The organism is Agarivorans sp. 2_MG-2023, from assembly GCF_030548085.1.
GTDB lineage: Bacteria > Pseudomonadota > Gammaproteobacteria > Enterobacterales > Celerinatantimonadaceae > Agarivorans.
Genome location: NZ_JAUORQ010000005.1, coordinates 315,424 through 332,125, shown reverse-complemented (window position 1 = coordinate 332,125; position 16,702 = coordinate 315,424). Strand labels below are relative to the sequence as shown.

Annotated in this window: 14 protein-coding genes; 4 read left to right on the top strand and 10 right to left on the bottom strand. The window is 45.5% G+C overall.

Features of this window, described 5'->3' with window-relative positions; genetic code table 11:
• Together Q4549_RS10140 and gmtY are read right to left on the bottom strand one after the other, a co-directional pair.
• The coding region (locus Q4549_RS10140) for a hypothetical protein (protein WP_303557145.1) at positions 1-226 on the bottom strand (226 nt) is incomplete at its 3' end.
• 62 nt (positions 227-288) lie between these two features.
• Complete coding sequence (gmtY, locus tag Q4549_RS10135; protein WP_303553275.1) at positions 289-1,821, bottom strand: gamma-mobile-trio recombinase GmtY; 1,533 nt, start codon at positions 1,819-1,821, stop codon at positions 289-291.
• Between the two features lie 151 nt (positions 1,822-1,972).
• On the opposite strand from gmtY, the gene Q4549_RS10130 reads away from it, so the two are divergent.
• The 3 genes from Q4549_RS10130 (at position 1,973) to Q4549_RS10120 (ending at position 5,396) form a co-directional block, all read left to right on the top strand.
• Complete coding sequence (locus Q4549_RS10130) at positions 1,973-2,392, top strand: LPD1 domain-containing protein (protein WP_303553274.1); 420 nt, start codon at positions 1,973-1,975, stop codon at positions 2,390-2,392.
• 248 nt (positions 2,393-2,640) lie between these two features.
• A complete protein-coding gene (locus Q4549_RS10125; RefSeq protein ID WP_303553273.1) occupies positions 2,641-3,681 on the top strand; it encodes an extracellular solute-binding protein in 1,041 nt (346 codons plus the stop codon).
• Positions 3,678-5,396: a GGDEF domain-containing protein gene (locus tag Q4549_RS10120; protein WP_303511420.1), complete on the top strand. Its 1,719-nt coding sequence runs from the start codon at positions 3,678-3,680 to the stop codon at positions 5,394-5,396. Before Q4549_RS10125 ends, Q4549_RS10120 begins: the two co-directional genes overlap by 4 nt.
• Before the next feature lie 300 nt (positions 5,397-5,696).
• Here Q4549_RS10120 and Q4549_RS10115 read toward each other — a convergent pair whose 3' ends face one another.
• The 8 genes from Q4549_RS10115 to Q4549_RS10080 all read right to left on the bottom strand — a co-directional run bounded on the left by Q4549_RS10115 (position 5,697) and on the right by Q4549_RS10080 (position 15,607).
• On the bottom strand, positions 5,697-6,875 hold the full coding sequence (locus Q4549_RS10115; protein WP_303553272.1) for a sugar ABC transporter permease: 1,179 nt from the start codon (positions 6,873-6,875) through the stop codon (positions 5,697-5,699).
• A 4-nt stretch (positions 6,876-6,879) separates the two neighbouring features.
• A complete protein-coding gene (locus Q4549_RS10110) occupies positions 6,880-8,403 on the bottom strand; it encodes a xylose ABC transporter ATP-binding protein (protein ID WP_303553271.1) in 1,524 nt (507 codons plus the stop codon).
• Positions 8,404-8,476: 73 nt separating this feature from the next.
• Positions 8,477-9,469: a D-xylose ABC transporter substrate-binding protein gene (gene xylF, locus Q4549_RS10105; RefSeq protein ID WP_137674110.1), complete on the bottom strand. Its 993-nt coding sequence runs from the start codon at positions 9,467-9,469 to the stop codon at positions 8,477-8,479.
• Between the two features lie 426 nt (positions 9,470-9,895).
• Positions 9,896-10,816 carry an o-succinylbenzoate synthase gene (menC, locus tag Q4549_RS10100; RefSeq protein ID WP_303553270.1) on the bottom strand — a complete coding sequence of 307 codons (921 nt, stop codon included), beginning with the start codon at positions 10,814-10,816 and terminating at the stop codon, positions 9,896-9,898.
• Between the two features lie 99 nt (positions 10,817-10,915).
• On the bottom strand, positions 10,916-11,761 hold the full coding sequence (gene menB / locus Q4549_RS10095) for a 1,4-dihydroxy-2-naphthoyl-CoA synthase (RefSeq protein ID WP_303553269.1): 846 nt from the start codon (positions 11,759-11,761) through the stop codon (positions 10,916-10,918).
• Positions 11,754-12,548, bottom strand: coding sequence for a 2-succinyl-6-hydroxy-2,4-cyclohexadiene-1-carboxylate synthase (gene menH / locus Q4549_RS10090; protein ID WP_303553268.1), 795 nt, complete (start codon positions 12,546-12,548; stop codon positions 11,754-11,756). The genes menB and menH overlap by 8 nt, the downstream gene beginning before the upstream one ends.
• Positions 12,538-14,292 carry a 2-succinyl-5-enolpyruvyl-6-hydroxy-3-cyclohexene-1-carboxylic-acid synthase gene (menD, locus tag Q4549_RS10085; RefSeq protein ID WP_303553267.1) on the bottom strand — a complete coding sequence of 585 codons (1,755 nt, stop codon included), beginning with the start codon at positions 14,290-14,292 and terminating at the stop codon, positions 12,538-12,540. The genes menH and menD overlap by 11 nt, the downstream gene beginning before the upstream one ends.
• Positions 14,276-15,607 (bottom strand): isochorismate synthase MenF, encoded by a 1,332-nt coding sequence (locus Q4549_RS10080; RefSeq protein ID WP_303553266.1) that lies wholly within the window; start codon positions 15,605-15,607, stop codon positions 14,276-14,278. The genes menD and Q4549_RS10080 overlap by 17 nt, the downstream gene beginning before the upstream one ends.
• A gap of 132 nt (positions 15,608-15,739) precedes the next feature.
• Here Q4549_RS10080 and Q4549_RS10075 point away from each other — a divergent pair, with 132 nt between their 5' ends.
• On the top strand, positions 15,740-16,636 hold the full coding sequence (locus Q4549_RS10075; protein WP_303553265.1) for a 1,4-dihydroxy-2-naphthoate polyprenyltransferase: 897 nt from the start codon (positions 15,740-15,742) through the stop codon (positions 16,634-16,636).
• Positions 16,637-16,702: the final 66 nt, after the last annotated feature.

Genomic DNA, 16,702 nt, shown 5'->3' with positions numbered 1-16,702 from the left:
CTTTTGACCATTTTGGGTGTTGCTGCATTAGTTCAGCCAGGGCAGCCATCACCTGCTCAACGGTTTCATAGCGTTTTACGCTCTCTTCCCCGAAGGCGGCGGGCAAGCCCGGCCAGTCATTGCCGAAAGTCTTTTTGGGCTTTGCAGGTAAACGCGGGTCTTGCTGGCGTGCCAGTTGGTAGCGCTTAGTCGCAGAGACTTTTGACCATTTTGGGTGTTGCTGCATTAGTCTTGCAAGTGATGAAATTGCCTCTTCCACACTACTATAAAGCTTCTTTTTTTTGTTTATCATCGCTGATTACCCCTCTTGAATCGCTGAAGCCCAGAAAACAGGGCTTGAGGATCTACATCTGCGTGGCCACCATGTAATCGCGCGTCGGGGAGTGAATTGTTGCTATGTAAATGCTCGTATTGTTTTGATTTTAGATTTAATTCTCTTTGTATATCCGCGGTGCTTTTCGAGTGGTACTGAAGTTGAGACTCAACAGACTGATGGCGTAAAATGAACTGAATGAGCAGAGGATCAACTCCAGCGTCTATTAAACGCATTGCCATACTATGGCGATGTGAATGTACTAGGGTAGAGTATTCATCGTTATCCATCAGACCAATCGAGGCGGTGATTTGCTTGTGCCGTTCACGGTAATTTTGTATTGATGCTGGGCGACCATCTTTAGAAGTGAATAAAAAGGGATGAAGTGCGTTCTGGGGAGGCGGAATACGCTGGTATTCCATATAAAACCGGTAGAGCTCAAGCCACTTTTGGCCATAACTCTCTGGGAAAAAGACTAGCTCAGAATACCATTGATCGATTTGTTTACCATTGGTGTTTGTTACCTTTTTTTGAGTGGGATTCTTCCAGCCTGCGTAATACCAATTGGGGTTGCTTTTGTCATTGCGTGGTAGTAAGCCGATGTTAGCTAGGAACTTTTCTCTATCGCGAAATTCGTTATCAGGGCTCCATCCCATGCTTGGGTGACATAGCCAGATCTTGGGGTGTATGGGGTTGTGACTAGACACGGAAACATCAGCAGTGAACAAATGAAATACTTCGGATATTCTCAACCCAGCGTAGTGCATCAGCATCGTGATAAGAACATCGCGGAGGTTCAAGCGTTTATAAATCGGGTCACTATCAACCGCCCCATGGAGACGAAACCCCTCTATCAACTTATCAATTGCATCTTCTGGAAAATACCTCGCACCTAACTTAGTTGTTGGCGGTGTAAATTTTGGCTGAATATTAGGTACTGAAGCCACTTGAGCAGGACTTGGTACTTTCATTATATGGCTGAGAAATGCACGATTTTTTTTATGGTGATAGGCAGCGTAGGCCAGGTATTTTTCAGCTAATGTTGCCTCACGATATGGGTTGAGCAGGATATCTTCAATGCGTCTCCCACTATTTTCAGCTTTTTCCTGTGCTTGACTGTATCGTGAATTGCTGTATTGGCTAATGTGGCTAATGATCTCTTCGACAACTTGGATCGAGAGTGGCATCCAATACAATCCTGATTCGTCGTCTCCACTGGAGTTAATCGTGCCGTCGTAGAGAGCATCTACAAATGCTTTAAACAGTGTTTGCGGGGAAACGAACTTAGATTGATTGGCTACAGAGAACTCCACTAGCTGCTTTAATGAACGCGCTGCCTTCTTTAACCATGTTAGTGATTTGCTGCGGTTTGCAAACAAATAAGTAGTGGCCCCTAAAACGGGGGAATCTTCTATCCAGACTGCAGGGATTGTATCTTCTCTTCCTTGAGGAGATCTGGTGGTAATTGATCTTACAGTGATAAGTAGGTCTGGTTTAGATTGCTGCATGACTAGATTACATTGATTATATTTTTACCCTAAGTTTAGTAGGATATTTGTTAGTTGCAGCTAAAAAAATGAACTCTATGATTACAGTTTGATTTATTTGATTGTTGATTTCTTACCCTAGATAAAGTGGTGGCACGCTTTTGATCATTACATGGCCGATAAACTGTTTATTAGCGCAGCTAGGCCCAACGAGTTTGCCGCAACCCGCTGGTTAGTTGACGATCCACAGCGTCACCATCCCCTTAATCAGCGTTTAAGTCAGTTGTTTAAGGTGGTGTTGTTAAGTCATGAAGGCACCGACTTACATCCTTATGTAGCGTGCTCTGTCGCCTTAGATAAGCAGCGCGGGCTGCATTACTTTAGTTTACCTACCGAAATGATGGCGCGTGCTTTTGAGGCGTGGGTGCAAAGCCGAGACGAGCTAAAAAATAGCTATTTAGTTAATGGTACCAAGCAAACTGATTTAGCGAAGGCTGGTGGATACCCAGACGCTGCACATCTAAACCTGATAGGCGAGGCAATGGTTGATTACTTTGCGCTATTAGGCCAAGCGTTGAACTCGCAAAGTTGAAGCAGAAAACTTGAAAAATAACTATTGGATTGGCAGTATTTGACCGAGTAGTTAAGTGTTGAGTTCATCAACTATCTACAGCGTTAAACGTAGTGAATTAGCTCGCCAAAGTGGCTCACGATATTTTGACTTAAGTTTAACTTTTGGTTCACTATTTTGTTTGAGATCGTATACTAAACGGTCACTCCATTAGCTTAGTAGCAAGAAGCTCATTAGCTAGCAGCACAACGTACGTTAGGGAACAGGGAATGTTGCGAGTTTTATCTACCTTGGGTTTATTGTTCAGTTTAATTAGCCTACCGATTGCGGCAGAGCAAGTTGATTTGCGAATACTGGCATGGCCGGGTTATGCCGACGCAGACATGGTTGCTGCCTTTGAAAAACGCCACAAAGTGAAAGTTAAGGTGAGTTACATCACCAATGATGATGAAATGTGGCTGAGAATGGGCAATAAACAAGGTGCTGATTACGACGTTTTTGCGGTAAATACCGCCGAGTTACAACGTTATATTGATGCTAATTTGGCTGTGGCCATTGACCCAAACAGTATTGATAACGTCACCAAGCAACTCCCTCGCTTTAGTCGTTTAAGTGATATCCCCGGAGCAACACGTGGTGATGAAGTTTATGCCATTCCTTATACCTATTCTGAAATGGGTTTGATTTATAATCGAAATTACTTCGATACACCGCCAGAGTCTTGGCAGGTATTATGGGATCCGCAATATCAAGGAAAGGTGTTAGCTTATAATGGCAGCGCACATAACTATTCCTTAGCGGGTTTGGTCTCCGGTGTTAGCAATCCTTTTCAGCAAACCAATCAAGAGTTTACGTCCAGTACCGAGCGTTTATTAGCATTGCGTCGTAATGCTCTCACCTTTTATAGCTCACCAGAAGAAGCGCTAGATTACTTTAACCAAGAATCTGTAGCACTGGTGTTTGCCAACTACGGCGCTCAACAGCTCAAAAAGCTGCAAGATTCAGGCGCAGACATTGGTTACACCATTCCCAAAGAGGGCGCTTTAGCTTGGTTAGACTGCTGGGCATTGTCGAATGGTGTACAAAACCGAGAGTTAGCTCATCAGTGGATTAACTTTACCTTAGAGCCTTGGGTGAGTGAGTTGCTTACCGAGCGCCAAGGTTTAGCCAATACCATTGTGCAAGATACTCGCAGTGTGGCTGAAGATAAGATTATTTGGCTAGAGCGAGTAGAGGATAACCAGCGTAGAACGGATTATTGGGAAAATATTCTAAGTGGTAAAACCTTACAAACAATGGCGCTACCATGATCAACTCAATTTCGCTGCGTTTTGGTTTATGGTTTGCGATGTTTGGTATTTTGGCATCGGTAGTCACCGCTACCGTTAGTTACCATGAAAGCAGAGAACTCTTGGCTGAAAGCGCTGAGCGTGAACTTGCCACCACTACCCACATTCTCTCCCGCGAGTTTAATCACAGCATTAACGAAATCGCCAAAGATGTACTATTTCTGGCTTCAATTCCACAAACTGCCGGATACTTTCAATCTTCTAACAAACCGCTGCTGGCGAAGCAACTAACCGATATCTTCAAGCAAAAACTCAGACTTAATAACTCCTATTTTCAACTTCGCTTTATTGGCGCTGACAATTTTGGACAAGAGCTGATTAGAGTGGATCGCTTAAGTGATGGCTTAATTGCTATTGAAGCAGAGCAGCTAGAAGAAAAAGCTCACTACCCCTATGTGTTTCGCACCCTTCGTTTAGGTGACGGAGACAGTTATTTGTCTGATGTTGATATTCATAACGAGAAAGGTGTTGAGCTTGGTCAGCATCAGCCAACCTTAAAAGTGGCATCGCCAGTGTTTAGTGGCGGTAAAGCTCTTGGCTTAGTGGTAGTGAATGTAGGTTTAGAAAATCTCTTTAGTTTGCTACAAGCCGATTTACCTTCTGGAGTCGAAATCTATTTAGCGAACCAGAAGGGCGATTATCTGGTTAATCCTAATCCCGACAAGCAGTTTGGTTTTCACTATGGCCATCGTTATTTGATGCAGCGTGATTTCCCTCAAATGGAAGCGTTGTTTAGTGATTTTCAGCCGCGAACTTTTGTTTTGGACCCATCTGCTGCGATTAGGTACGAGCGAGCTGTCTCGTTTACTCCTTTGTTTTACGGTCCTGCTTCTAGTCAAAAATTAGCGGTTTTAGCTTTGGTAAGCCCTTTGCCTACCTTGAGCAATATTATCGACTCATTGGCCGGTTCAATGATTAAGGTGTGTTTAGCCCTAAGTTTATTAGGTTTGCTGACTTCATTACTGTTCGCCAAGGTATTGTCTCAGCCTATTCGTAATATGGTGGTGGCTGTTAAGGCGTTTTCTACGGGGAACTTACCTGCTAAAAGGCTGCTGCCTAGCCAGCGTAAAGACGAAATAGGCTTATTGGCTACAACCTTTGGGGCAATGTCGCAGCAAATTAATAAACAAATTGAAGAGCTAAAGCGTAATGAGGTGAACCTGCGACACATGGCTAGCCACGATAGCTTAACGGGCTTGCCCAATCGTGGTTTGTTTTTGGAGCAGTTAAAAATCTCGATTAATCGGGCTCAGCGCAAACAAAGTGGCCTAGCCGTGGTGTTTATCGATTTAGACAATTTCAAACAAGTTAACGACAATCTCGGTCATGAAGCTGGCGATCATCTGCTACAAGAAGTGGCAAAGGTATTACGAGATGTGGTGCGCGCTGAAGATGCGGTTGCTCGCTTTGCCGGCGACGAGTTTATGTTAGCGTTGGAGTCTATCGACGAAGATGAAGCCTCAGAAGTGGTGGCCACCGTATTACGCCGTTTAGCACAGGAGGTGAGCTTAGGTGTACATATTCAACCGGTATATGCCAGCGTGGGGATTAGTCTTTACCCAGCTAACGGCACTGACCCTGAAATGCTGATTCGTAATGCTGATGCGGCGATGTACAAAGCCAAATCTAGCGGTCGAAATCAATATAGTTATTTTGATTTGGATCTTATTGGTTAGTTAATCTAAGCCACTTGAGTATGCTTGAATCATTATTGCTTTGCCCTTCACTCGGCCTAGAGTCGCTTACCCCAAAAAGCCACATTCTCCTACGATATTCTGATTTATGATCGAGTTTTCCCATTAGATAGTAAACGCTGTTGCTGACATCCTATGACAGGCGCTTATCGCTTGGCTTTGAGCTGAGTTGAAGGGGAGCTTAAGTGAAGTGTGTTGTTCTATTGCAGGCTAAATAATCTAATGAGTCGCTTAGCCAATATTAATGATGGAAAAGCCAGAGCAAGGCTCTGGCTTGTTATCTTATGCGCGTTTTTTGCTGGCAACGTCCATCCATACAGCAAGCAGTAGAATGCTGCCTTTAATAATAGACTGCCAATAGGTCGGCACGTCCATCATGCTCATGCCGTTGTCTAAGCTGGCCATAATAAATGCGCCCATTACCGCACCAAACACAGTGCCCACACCGCCCGCTAAGCTGGTGCCGCCAATTACACAAGCCGCGATAGCATCTAACTCTGCCACAGTACCTGCAGATGGTGAACCGGCGCCTAAGCGTGAGGCCAAAATAAGCCCGGCAACACCCACTAACAAACCGTTAATGGCAAATACGCTTAGCTTGGTGCGTTCTACATTAATGCCCGATAAACGGCTGGCTTCTAAGTTACCACCAATAGCGTAAATACGGCGTCCAAAAGCGGTCTTCTTAGCCATAAATGCGGCGATAAACATCAGTACCACTAATAACAATACCGGGGTTGGTACGCCGCGGTAGTCATTAAGCAATAACACTGTACCTAGGGCAAAAATAGCAATTAGACCAAACTTAAAGATATCACCACTTACTGGTGAGTTAGTCAGTTTGTGCTCGGTGCGATTTTTACGCAGCTTACCTTGCCAGGCGAAAAATACTGCGAGAGCACCCACTGTGGTAATCATTGAGAACATATCAGGCAAATAACTTTGGCCAATAATGCCCATGTCGGCGGTGGTTGGCGCAACGGTGCTACCGCCGGTAATACCAATCAGTATTCCCCTAAAGGCGAGCAAGCCTGCTAGCGTCACAATGAATGAAGGAACTTTGCGGTAGGCCACCCACCAACCATTCCAAAGGCCTAACAAAAAGCCTGCACCTAAGGTGAGAATAATGGTTAAAGGCAGTGGCAGTTCCCACCACACATCCATAATGGCTGCTGCGCCGCCCAACAATCCCATCATTGAACCCACCGACAAATCAATTTCGGCGGAGATAATGACAAACACCATGCCAATTGCCAAAATGCCAGTAATGGCGGTTTGGCGTAGTAAGTTTGAAATGTTACGTGGGGTTAAGTAGCTACCCTCAGTAGCGAAGTAAAAAAACAGCATGATGACCGCAATAGCGGCAAACATCACCAATACTTGTAACTTCATTTTCTTTAAATTGCTCATCAGGCTTCCCTTAGCTTCGGTACTGGTGATGGTAGTTTCTTGACTCGACATTTGCTTACTCCTCGGCCAATGCACAGTCCATCACCATTTCTTGGCTCAGGTCTTGATTGTCTAATAGGCCTTTTAATTTTCCTTCGTGCATCACTAATACGCGGTCACTAATACCCAGTACTTCAGGCAATTCAGATGACACCATAATGATGCTAATCCCTTGTTTAACCAGCTGGTACATCAGCTTATAAATCTCATATTTTGCGCCTACGTCGATGCCGCGAGTGGGCTCATCGAGGATCAAAATGCGCGGCTCTAACAACAAAAACTTAGCTAAAATGGCTTTTTGTTGGTTACCGCCGCTGAGGCTTTTAATGGCTAATTCGGGTGAAGCTGTTTTTACTTTTAAACGCTGGATTGATTGGTTTATAGAGGCATGTTCAGCCGATTCATTCACCGTTTGACCTAGGCCGCTAAACATATTCAGACCGGCTAAGGTGATATTCTGGCCAACCCCCATAATAGGGATAATACCGTGACGTTTTCGGTCTTCCGGCACCATGGCAATACCGTGGTTTAGCGCATCGCGGTTATGGCGAATTTTAATCGGTTTACCATCTAACTCTACCGGACATTTATAGATGCCTTCGTAAGAGCCAAATAAACACTGCATTAACTCGGTACGTCCAGAACCTACCAAACCAGCAACACCCAAAATTTCGCCTTTGTGTAAGCTAAAGCTGACATTATCGACTTGTTTTAAGTTGGCGCTTTTGCTGAGTTGGGCGTTTACCGGACCCACTTTTAAAATAATCTCGCCAATCGGGTGTTCTTCACGCGGGAACAATTGTTTAAGCTCGCGGCCTACCATCATGCTAATAATGTCGTCGGTGCTCATACGTTCGGCATCTTGAGTGCCAATGTGTTCGCCATCGCGAATAATACAAATCCGATCGGAAATTTCTTTCACTTCGGTGAGCTTATGAGAGATGTAAACACAACTAACGCCCTCGCTGCGCAGCTGTTTTACAATATCTAACAGGACTCGAGTTTCTGATTCAGTTAACGGTGCGCTGGGTTCATCTAGCACCAACACTTCGGCGTTTTTAGATAAGGCTTTAGCAATTTCAACCAATTGCTGCTGGCCAACACCTAACTCTCGAATCACGGTATCGGGTGACACATCTAGCTTGACTCGGTTCAACAGCGCTTCTGTTTGTTTAAACATCGCGCTGTGATCTAGCACGCCATAGTGAGTGATTTCAGCACCCAGGAAAATATTCTCAAGTATCGACAGCTCTTTCACCAAGGTGAGTTCTTGGTGAATAATTGCGATGCCTTTTGCTTCGCTGTCTCTAATGCTATGCGAAACCAGTGGCTCGCCTTTGTAAATAATTTGTCCTTCGTAACTACCATGGGGGTGAACGCCAGTAAGTACCTTCATTAAGGTGGATTTACCAGAACCATTCTCGCCGCAAAGTGATACCACTTCACCGCGTTCTAAATTGAAATTAACCCCATTTAGCGCAATCACTCCGGAGAATTTTTTAACGATGTCAGACATCATCAATAAGCTACTTTGGCTCATCTTTAACTCCTAATAAAAAGGGCGGGGCGTTGGCCCCACCCTTTTTTACTGCATAGTGAATAGTGCTGCGTTTTTATTGGTAAACGTCGGCTTTAGTGTGGAAACCGTCGGCAATTACCGTTTGGTCAATGTTAGATTTATCCACTGGAATAGGTGTTAGTAAGAATGAAGGAACGTCTTTAGTGCCATTGTTTAAGCTTGAGTTAGCTTCTGGCATTTGGCCGTTACCCATTTGTACAGCAAGTTCAGCGGCGGTAGTTGCCAGTAGTTTAATTGGCTTGTAGATCGTCATGGTTTGAGTACCCGCTACTACGCGGCGGCTCGCAGCCAAATCAGCATCCTGACCAGAAATATACACTTTACCCGCTAGACCTTGTGCGTCTAATGCTTGAATTGCACCGCCAGCGGTAGAGTCGTTAGAGGCAACTACTACGTCAATGTTGTTGTCGTTAGCGGTTAGGGCGTTTTCCATAATTTTAAGTGCGTTTTCAGCTAACCAGCCATCAACCCATTGGTCGCCCACTACTTTGATGTCGCCTTTATCGATAAGCGGTTGCAGTACGTTCATTTGTCCTTGGCGGAAAAGCTTGGCGTTGTTATCAACCGGTGAGCCACCCATCAAGAAAAAGTTACCGTCGGCTTTATGTTTAATTAGTGCTTCGGCTTGTAGCTCACCCACTTTCTCGTTATCAAACGATAGGTAGAAATCGATATCAGCATTGTTAATTAAACGGTCGTAGGCAAGTACTTGAATGCCTTCAGATTTGGCTTCAGCAATCACGTTAGACAATACTTTGCCGTTGTAAGGAATAATAACCAGTACATCTACGCCGCGAGAGATCATGTTTTCGATCTGTGAAATCTGGGCGGTTTCGTTACTGTTGGATGATTGTACAAATACTTTGGCGCCGAGTGATTCGGCTTTTTCGACAAAAAAGTCTCTATCTTTTTGCCAGCGTTCTAGGCGAAGGTCATCGATGGCCATACCAATTTTAACGGTTTTGGCAAATACGGGGGCGGAAACTGCTAACGCGACTGCGCACAATAGTGTGGTCAGTTTTTTCATGTTTTGGCTCCTTGCTATATAGCTTGTTTTATAATGTTTTAGCTAATTTTAGGTTGAAGAGGTAATCCCAATTACTCATTCCTCGACAACCAGACTAGGCGCTTAATCCTTGAGCACCAATGACGCTTTTTTGTACGGCTATAATGAATATTCACATACTGCACCACTATGTGACATGCCTCTAGAAAACGTTTTCCTGTTTTTGTGGAATGTTAAATTTTCTTTAAAGTTGGCATCATAGTTGAGTCACACTTTTATGGCTTATTGAGTTTTTTAGCACTTGAAACAATAACACTTTCAGCGGGTTTTTCTCTTTTTGTATATTTAATTTATTGAAAATAAAGATAAAAGTGTGACAAGCATTAAAAGACTTGCATGACCTACATTAGAGGTTTTTTTGATGGCGCGGCAAGGTTAACAGCTTGTTTATAGTTTATGCTGAAATGTTTCCAGTACTTCGATGTTGGCTGCTTGCTCGCTAAACGCTTTTAAGGTATCCAAACCTGGTGCCTGGTCTGGGGTGTATTGTTTGGCCATGGTGTTTATCCATTGCAAACCAAATTCACTTTCGTAAGCCGAGCTTAATACACAGCTTACTTGGTCTGCATGAGCTTGCTCGACCAAATTAGCGCAAACTCGCCAAGGGCCTAGTAAGCTGGGTTTTATCACTAAGCAACGCAAACCCTCAAAATAGTGATAACGGTAACTGCTGTCTTGTAAGGTTTCGTCTAAGCCAATACCTGCCCCAGTACGTTGGGCTAGCAGCGCACATTGTTGGCTATTCATTAAGGGTTCTTCAATATAATCAATGCGGCTTAAATCAATGTTTTCTAGTACGTATATCGCTTGGTTCCAGATCCAGCCTCTATTGGCATCTAAGCGTAAGCGTAACTCAGGATCGTGCTCTAGCAATTGATTAATGAGTGCTACGTCTTGTTTAGGAGATTGGCGGGCCACTTTGAGTTTTGCCAGTTTAGTATTGTGCAGGGACAGTATTTGTTGGCAATGCGCAAAATCACCGTTGAGCAATGGATAACCGGAGACGATTGGTGAATTGGGGGGGAAGCCAGCCATGGCACAATCCATTCCAAAAGCGACACTAGGGTAGAGTTTACGCTGAGCGTGGCCTTGTAGGTAATCACGAATTTGCTGCTCGGCTTGTTCTAGTGTTTCGTCACTAAAACCAGGCAGTGGGGCTATTTCGCCGCGACCTACTCGGCCATCGGTGAAGTGAAGTTCTAAGTATAAACCATGGCGATGAGTAATTTGCAGCGGACCAAATTGCAGGGGTGTATGCAACGCTTGAGTATAGCGACTAAGAGTGGCGCTTTGCCAATTACAGAGCATGCCGAGTCCTCACAAGTTTTACCAAGGGTAAGCAAAAATCGTTACCCTTCAAACTTATCATTTCTCGGCTACTTTCCGCAATAACAATTGCTTTTGTTATTAAGGGTTACGTTTAAATTTACTGAATTCTGGCGGGCGTTTCTCATTAAAGGCGTTGCGCCCTTCTTGGCCTTCTTCCGTCATATAAAACAGCATGGTGGCATTGCCAGCCAATTCTTGTAACCCGGCTTGCCCATCACAGTCAGCGTTTAAGGCCGCTTTTAAGCAACGCAGCGCCATAGGACTGTTTTGTAGCATTTCTCGACACCACTGTACGGTTTCTTTTTCTAGTTCGGCGTAAGGCACAACGGTATTCACGAGGCCCATATCTAAGGCTTCTTGAGCGTTATACATACGGCATAAGAACCAAATTTCACGGGCTTTCTTTTGGCCTACAATGCGTGCCATGTAACTCGCGCCCCAACCACCATCAAACGAGCCCACTTTAGGCCCGGTTTGACCAAACTTGGCGTTGTCTGCGGCAATGGTTAAATCACAGATCATATGCAGTACATGGCCACCACCTACTGCGTAACCGGCTACCATGGCAACCACAGGTTTAGGGCAAGTACGAATTTGTCGTTGAAAGTCTAATACGTTGAGGTGATGCGTACCTTGGTCGTCTTGATAGCCGCCGTAATCTCCGCGCACTGACTGATCGCCTCCTGAGCAAAACGCCAATTCGCCTTCACCCGTTAAAATAATCACCCCTACTTCTGGGTCGATGCGGGCATCATTTAAGGCGTGCATCATTTCTTGTACCGTTAAAGGACGAAAGGCATTACGCACTTGTGGGCGGTTAATGGTGATTTTGGCGATGCCGCAGGCCGATTTATGGTAACGGATATCTTCATAACCGTTGTCGGCGTTTTGCCAGCTTACTGCTGTGCTATCAATCTTAGTCATTCTCTTCTCTATGGTTATTTAAGACACTGGACAGTTGCTGAAGAAACAGTGTCGGTTGTTCAAAATGGCAATTATGACCAGCCTTGTCGACGCTATGCCAACGTAGGCGAGGGTAATCTTGTTGTAGCTGTCGGGCTAGCAGTTGATACTTATTGTCTAGGCTACCGCCAATAAAATCTAGCGGCATTTTCAACTGTCCCAGTTGCTTGCTTAAGTCGACCTGTAAACCGATGCTGCAGGCGCGTAATGCGGCGGCGATGCCTTGGCGATCTTGCTGTTGCCGTTTTTGAATCAACTGCTGACGCTGTTCTGCAGAAAGGTTGGCAAATACCGTTTGTTGGTACCAATCGTTCAGCAGTTGGTTAATCGGATCTTTCAACCAACGATCGGCCCAGCGGTTGTCGTGTACTAAACGCTGTTGGCGCGCATCATCGTCGCTTAAGCCAGTATGAGCCGATTCTATAATCAGTGTTAGCAAGCCTTTTGGTGCTAACAAGGCATGATGCAGTGCCAAGCGACCACCTAAGCTATAGCCAATTAGCTGATACTGAGAGATTTTGAGTCGTTTTAGGCAAGCACTTAACTGGTGGCTAAAGTCTTTAAACGCGGCCCGCGGTTTTAAGCGCTCGTTGGCACTCATACCGTGGCCGGGGATATCAATGGTCACGCAATAATAGTGCTCACTCAGCTCAGTAATCACTTTTTGCCAATCGCTGCCACAACCCAAAAAGCCGTGTAAAAACACCAAGCAAGGATGTTGGCTTTGACCATAAACACTAAAGTGCATCTTTACTGGCAACCTCTGCTAATAATGCCTGATAACGAGAGCTGGCGTCTCCTGGAGCAAACTTAACTTCGATTAAACTTGCCCCAGAGTTGCGCTGTGCCTGCTGAAAGGCGTATTCAAATTGTTGGTTATTACAGACTTCAGTGTAGGGCAAATTAAAGCTAGCGGCGGCAGCGGCAAAATTAGTTTGGTGAGGCAATTGGTAAAACTCGCTAGCCAGTTGTTGATGTTTGGCTTCATCCACACTGTCATCTAAGTTCGGCAGTAATCTGAATATCTCTCCGCCATCGTTATTAAACAGCACAATGGTTAAGCTACTTTTGCTACGACTGGCGAGTGCGAGCGAATTTAGGTCGTGTAATAGCGAGGTATCGCCAATCACCAGTGTTGTCGCTTTGCCTAGGCCTTCGGTAATTCCGGCGGTGGTGGCCACTAAACCATCAATGCCAGAGGCGCCGCGGTTAGCAAAGTAATACTTGGCTTTACAGGGCTGCCCCAGTAATTCAAACATTCGTACTATCATGCTGTTGCCCATAAATAGGGCTGAGTCGCTGGCTTGTAAGGCGGATACTTGCGCACAAACCGATAACTCTGAGTATTGGGTTTTTACTGTATTTACATCATGTTCAATGGCTTGCTGAGCAGTGCTCCACAGCGCCGTATAATCTGAATTATGCTTGCTAGCGCTTGCTGGGTGAGCTGCTAACCAAACGGTGGCCGCGCATTGCCAGCGCTGCTGGGTGTGGTGACTTGGGTTGATACGTTGAGAGTGAGTTGCAATTACATAGTGTAAGGCTGGTGATGCCGCTAGCCACTGGTTTAAACGCTTAGAGATCAGTTTGTCGCCGAATTGAATAAGCACATCGGGCTGTGCGTGTTGGGCAAAATGTAGATTTGCTAATAGCAGCTCTGCTTGGCTAATGACCTTTTGCGAAGTTGGGTCTAGTTTGGCGTGACTCTGCTGCCAATGGCTTTGGCAGTCTGCCACTATCGGCCAGCCAAGTTGTTGCGCCCAAGCAATGATGGCTTGGCTTTGCTCAAGGCTCTGTTGGCCAATCACCACCAGCACTTTTTGTTTATTGCTCAGGACGGTCCAGTCATGAAGCTGATTCACCAAGGTTACGTTTTGGTGCTGTTGGTAAAAAGGTTGAGTGCCAGCCAACCAAGTATGCAAACTTGCTGCATGTTGGCGAAGATCTTGTTGTGCTTGTTGTGGGTAAAAAGGTTCACGATAGGGACAATTTAAATGCACTGGCCCAGTGTGTTGCTGCTGAATCGCCAACGCATGGCCTAGCTCGGTGAGCATCGCTTGAGGTAAATTGCAGAGATTTGGTTCGGCCAGTTGGGCTTGATAAACTGGATATTGAGCAAATATGCCTTGTTGTTCAATGGCTTGATTTGCGCCTACCGAGAGTAACTCATGAGGGCGATCAGCACTTAAAATCAGCAAGGGGATCTCACTTTGCTTGGCTTCGATAACGACAGGATATAAGTTACCTACCGCGCTGCCCGAGGTGGTTATTACTGCCACCGTTTGTTGCGTGGCTTTTGCCAAGCCGAGTGCGAAAAATCCGAGGCCGCGCTCGTCAAAATGGCAATGGCTTATTGCTTTTGGGTGGTTAGCCACCGCGAGGGTTAAGGGGGTAGAGCGTGAGCCCGGCGCGATGCAAAAATGGGTAATGCCGTGGCGGGTGCAATCTTCTATTAACCACTGAGCCCAAGCAATATTAATGTTCTGATTCAAGCAGAGCGTCCTCGTCGACTAGCTGCAATACCGTGGCGATTTTATGATTCAATTCTTGCCATTCCTGTTCGGCCTGAGAACCAGCAACAATGCCCGCTCCAGCAAAAGTACTTAAATGTTGAGGGGTGACTAAAGCGCTGCGTATAGCCACAGAAAACTCGCTTTGAGCACCACTTAACCAACCTACCGCACCAGCATACCAGCCGCGAGCATATCCTTCATTTTTAAGTATATATTGTACCGCCGATGAACGAGGCAAACCGCCTACTGCTGGGGTTGGGTGCAGTGCTTGCAGTAAAGAGCGGTCATCTAATGCTGGGCTTACTCTGGCTTGAATCCGCCTTTTTAAATGCTGAACCCTATCTAACTTCACCAGTTCTATTTGGTCTAGCGCTCGCACGTGTAAGCTCAACTCTTTAAGGCGACGGGTTAAGTCATCAACGACCAACTGGTTTTCTAACTGATTTTTTGCGTCATCTAACAACTGCTTGCCTAATTGCGCATCTTGTTCGGGGGTTATCCCACGAGGTGCAGTGCCTGCCAGCGCCTCACTGACCAGTTGACTGCCCTCGCGTGAATACAATCGCTCAGGGCTGCAACCCAAAAAGCTACTAATGCCATCAAATTGAAATAAGAAGCTATAACAGTTTTGTTCTTTTTGTTGCCACTGCTGTAGCAAGGCAAAGGCGTTTAGCTCGGCGTTGAGCTGAATATTGGTTTGCCGCGACAGCACTACCTTAGCGGTATGCTGTTGGAATTCTTCACTGGTGACTTGATCGACCAATCCTTGCCATTGGGCGCGGCTGGGCTGATCTTGGCGACTTAACGCTTTTAAACTCACCTGAGGCAAAGGCTGAGTGGGTTTTAGTGCCAGAAATGCCTTTTCGATGCGTTGATATTCAAGCGCTGGCTGATGTTCAAAATTGGCATTGATAAATAAACGGGTGTATTCGCCGTCACAACGGATTTCGAAGCGCGGTAGAATAAAACGCCGATGTGGAAAGCCTGACCATTGAGCACTTTGCCGAGCAAAGGCAATGCCACCATAAAAGCGTAATTGATTATTGCTGGGGTCGAGTTGATCGCAAACCGATTGCAGTTGCTCAAGATCTAAGATTGATTTAGCGGCACCCACAAACGCAACTTGCTGTTTGTGTTTGTTTTTCCAATAACCGCGAGTGGTGTGCTGTTGCTGATTGAGCCAGGCGAATAAATCGAGTTTGGGCAGTTTTATGCAAACCTGCTGAAAACCCTGCTGAGGCACTTGCCTAAGCTGGTTAATCGCAATCTTAAATTGGCTAGCAGTGAGTCTCACCTTAACTATTCCTGCTCGAGAATACCGTTTCAATGTAGCTGTTTTTGTTACAACATCATAGTCAGATTTGGCTCAGCCTTGATGCTGAGCAATAATAGACGCTAAGTTCTTATATTAATGTTGAATATTACTTTGAAATCATGGCTTCATGCGGCGCGTTTACGGACCCTTCCCTTGGCAAGTGCGTCGATTATTTTAGGTTCTGCGCTGGCGTTTTCGCAGCAGCAATTTAGTGCAGCCGTACTTGGCTTGGCACTGGTCACCGCTTTGTTATTGCAAATTTTATCTAACTTGGCCAATGATTATGGCGACGCCGTAAAAGGGCTAGATGATGATTCTCGGGTGGGGCCAAAGAGGGCGATTCAAGCGGGTTTACTCACTAAGCAGCAAATGCTACGCGCTATTGTGGTTGTGGCGTTGCTGTCGATAGGCAGTGGTTTAGCCCTGTTAGCCGTTAGTTTGGGTGCTAACTTACAAGCTTGGTTAGGCTTTATTAGCTTGGGAGGCTTAGCCATTGTGGCGGCAATGGCTTATACCATGGGGGCAAGGCCCTACGGTTATCGAGGCTTTGGTGACATTAGTGTATTCCTGTTCTTTGGTTTATTAGGTGTATTGGGCTGTTATTACCTACACACTCAAACGATTAACCTTGCAGTGGTATTGGTGGCCACTGCCAACGGATTACTGGCCACGGCAGTGCTCAATATTAATAACCTACGAGATTTTAAACCAGATCAGCAAGCGGGGAAGTTAACTTTAGCCGTGCGTTTAGGGGAAACCAGAGCGCGTTATTATCATTTGCTGCTGGTATTTTCTGCCTTGTTGTTGCTGGCTGTCTTTGTGGCTTGGCAGGCGCCTAGCAGTTTAGCGTGGTTATTTGCATTGCCGGGCTTAGCCTTAGTAAAGGTAGCCAACACCGTGTTTACTCATTACCAGCATCACATTCTCGATCAGCAGCTGCAGGCTACCGCTAAGCTGAGCTTTGTGGTGGCGCTATTATTTAGCATCGGTTTGCAGATCCAATTTTAAGGCTTATTACTCCAAGATACATCATATTCACACTTATTCAGCACTTGGCTTACAAAAAGCATTGAG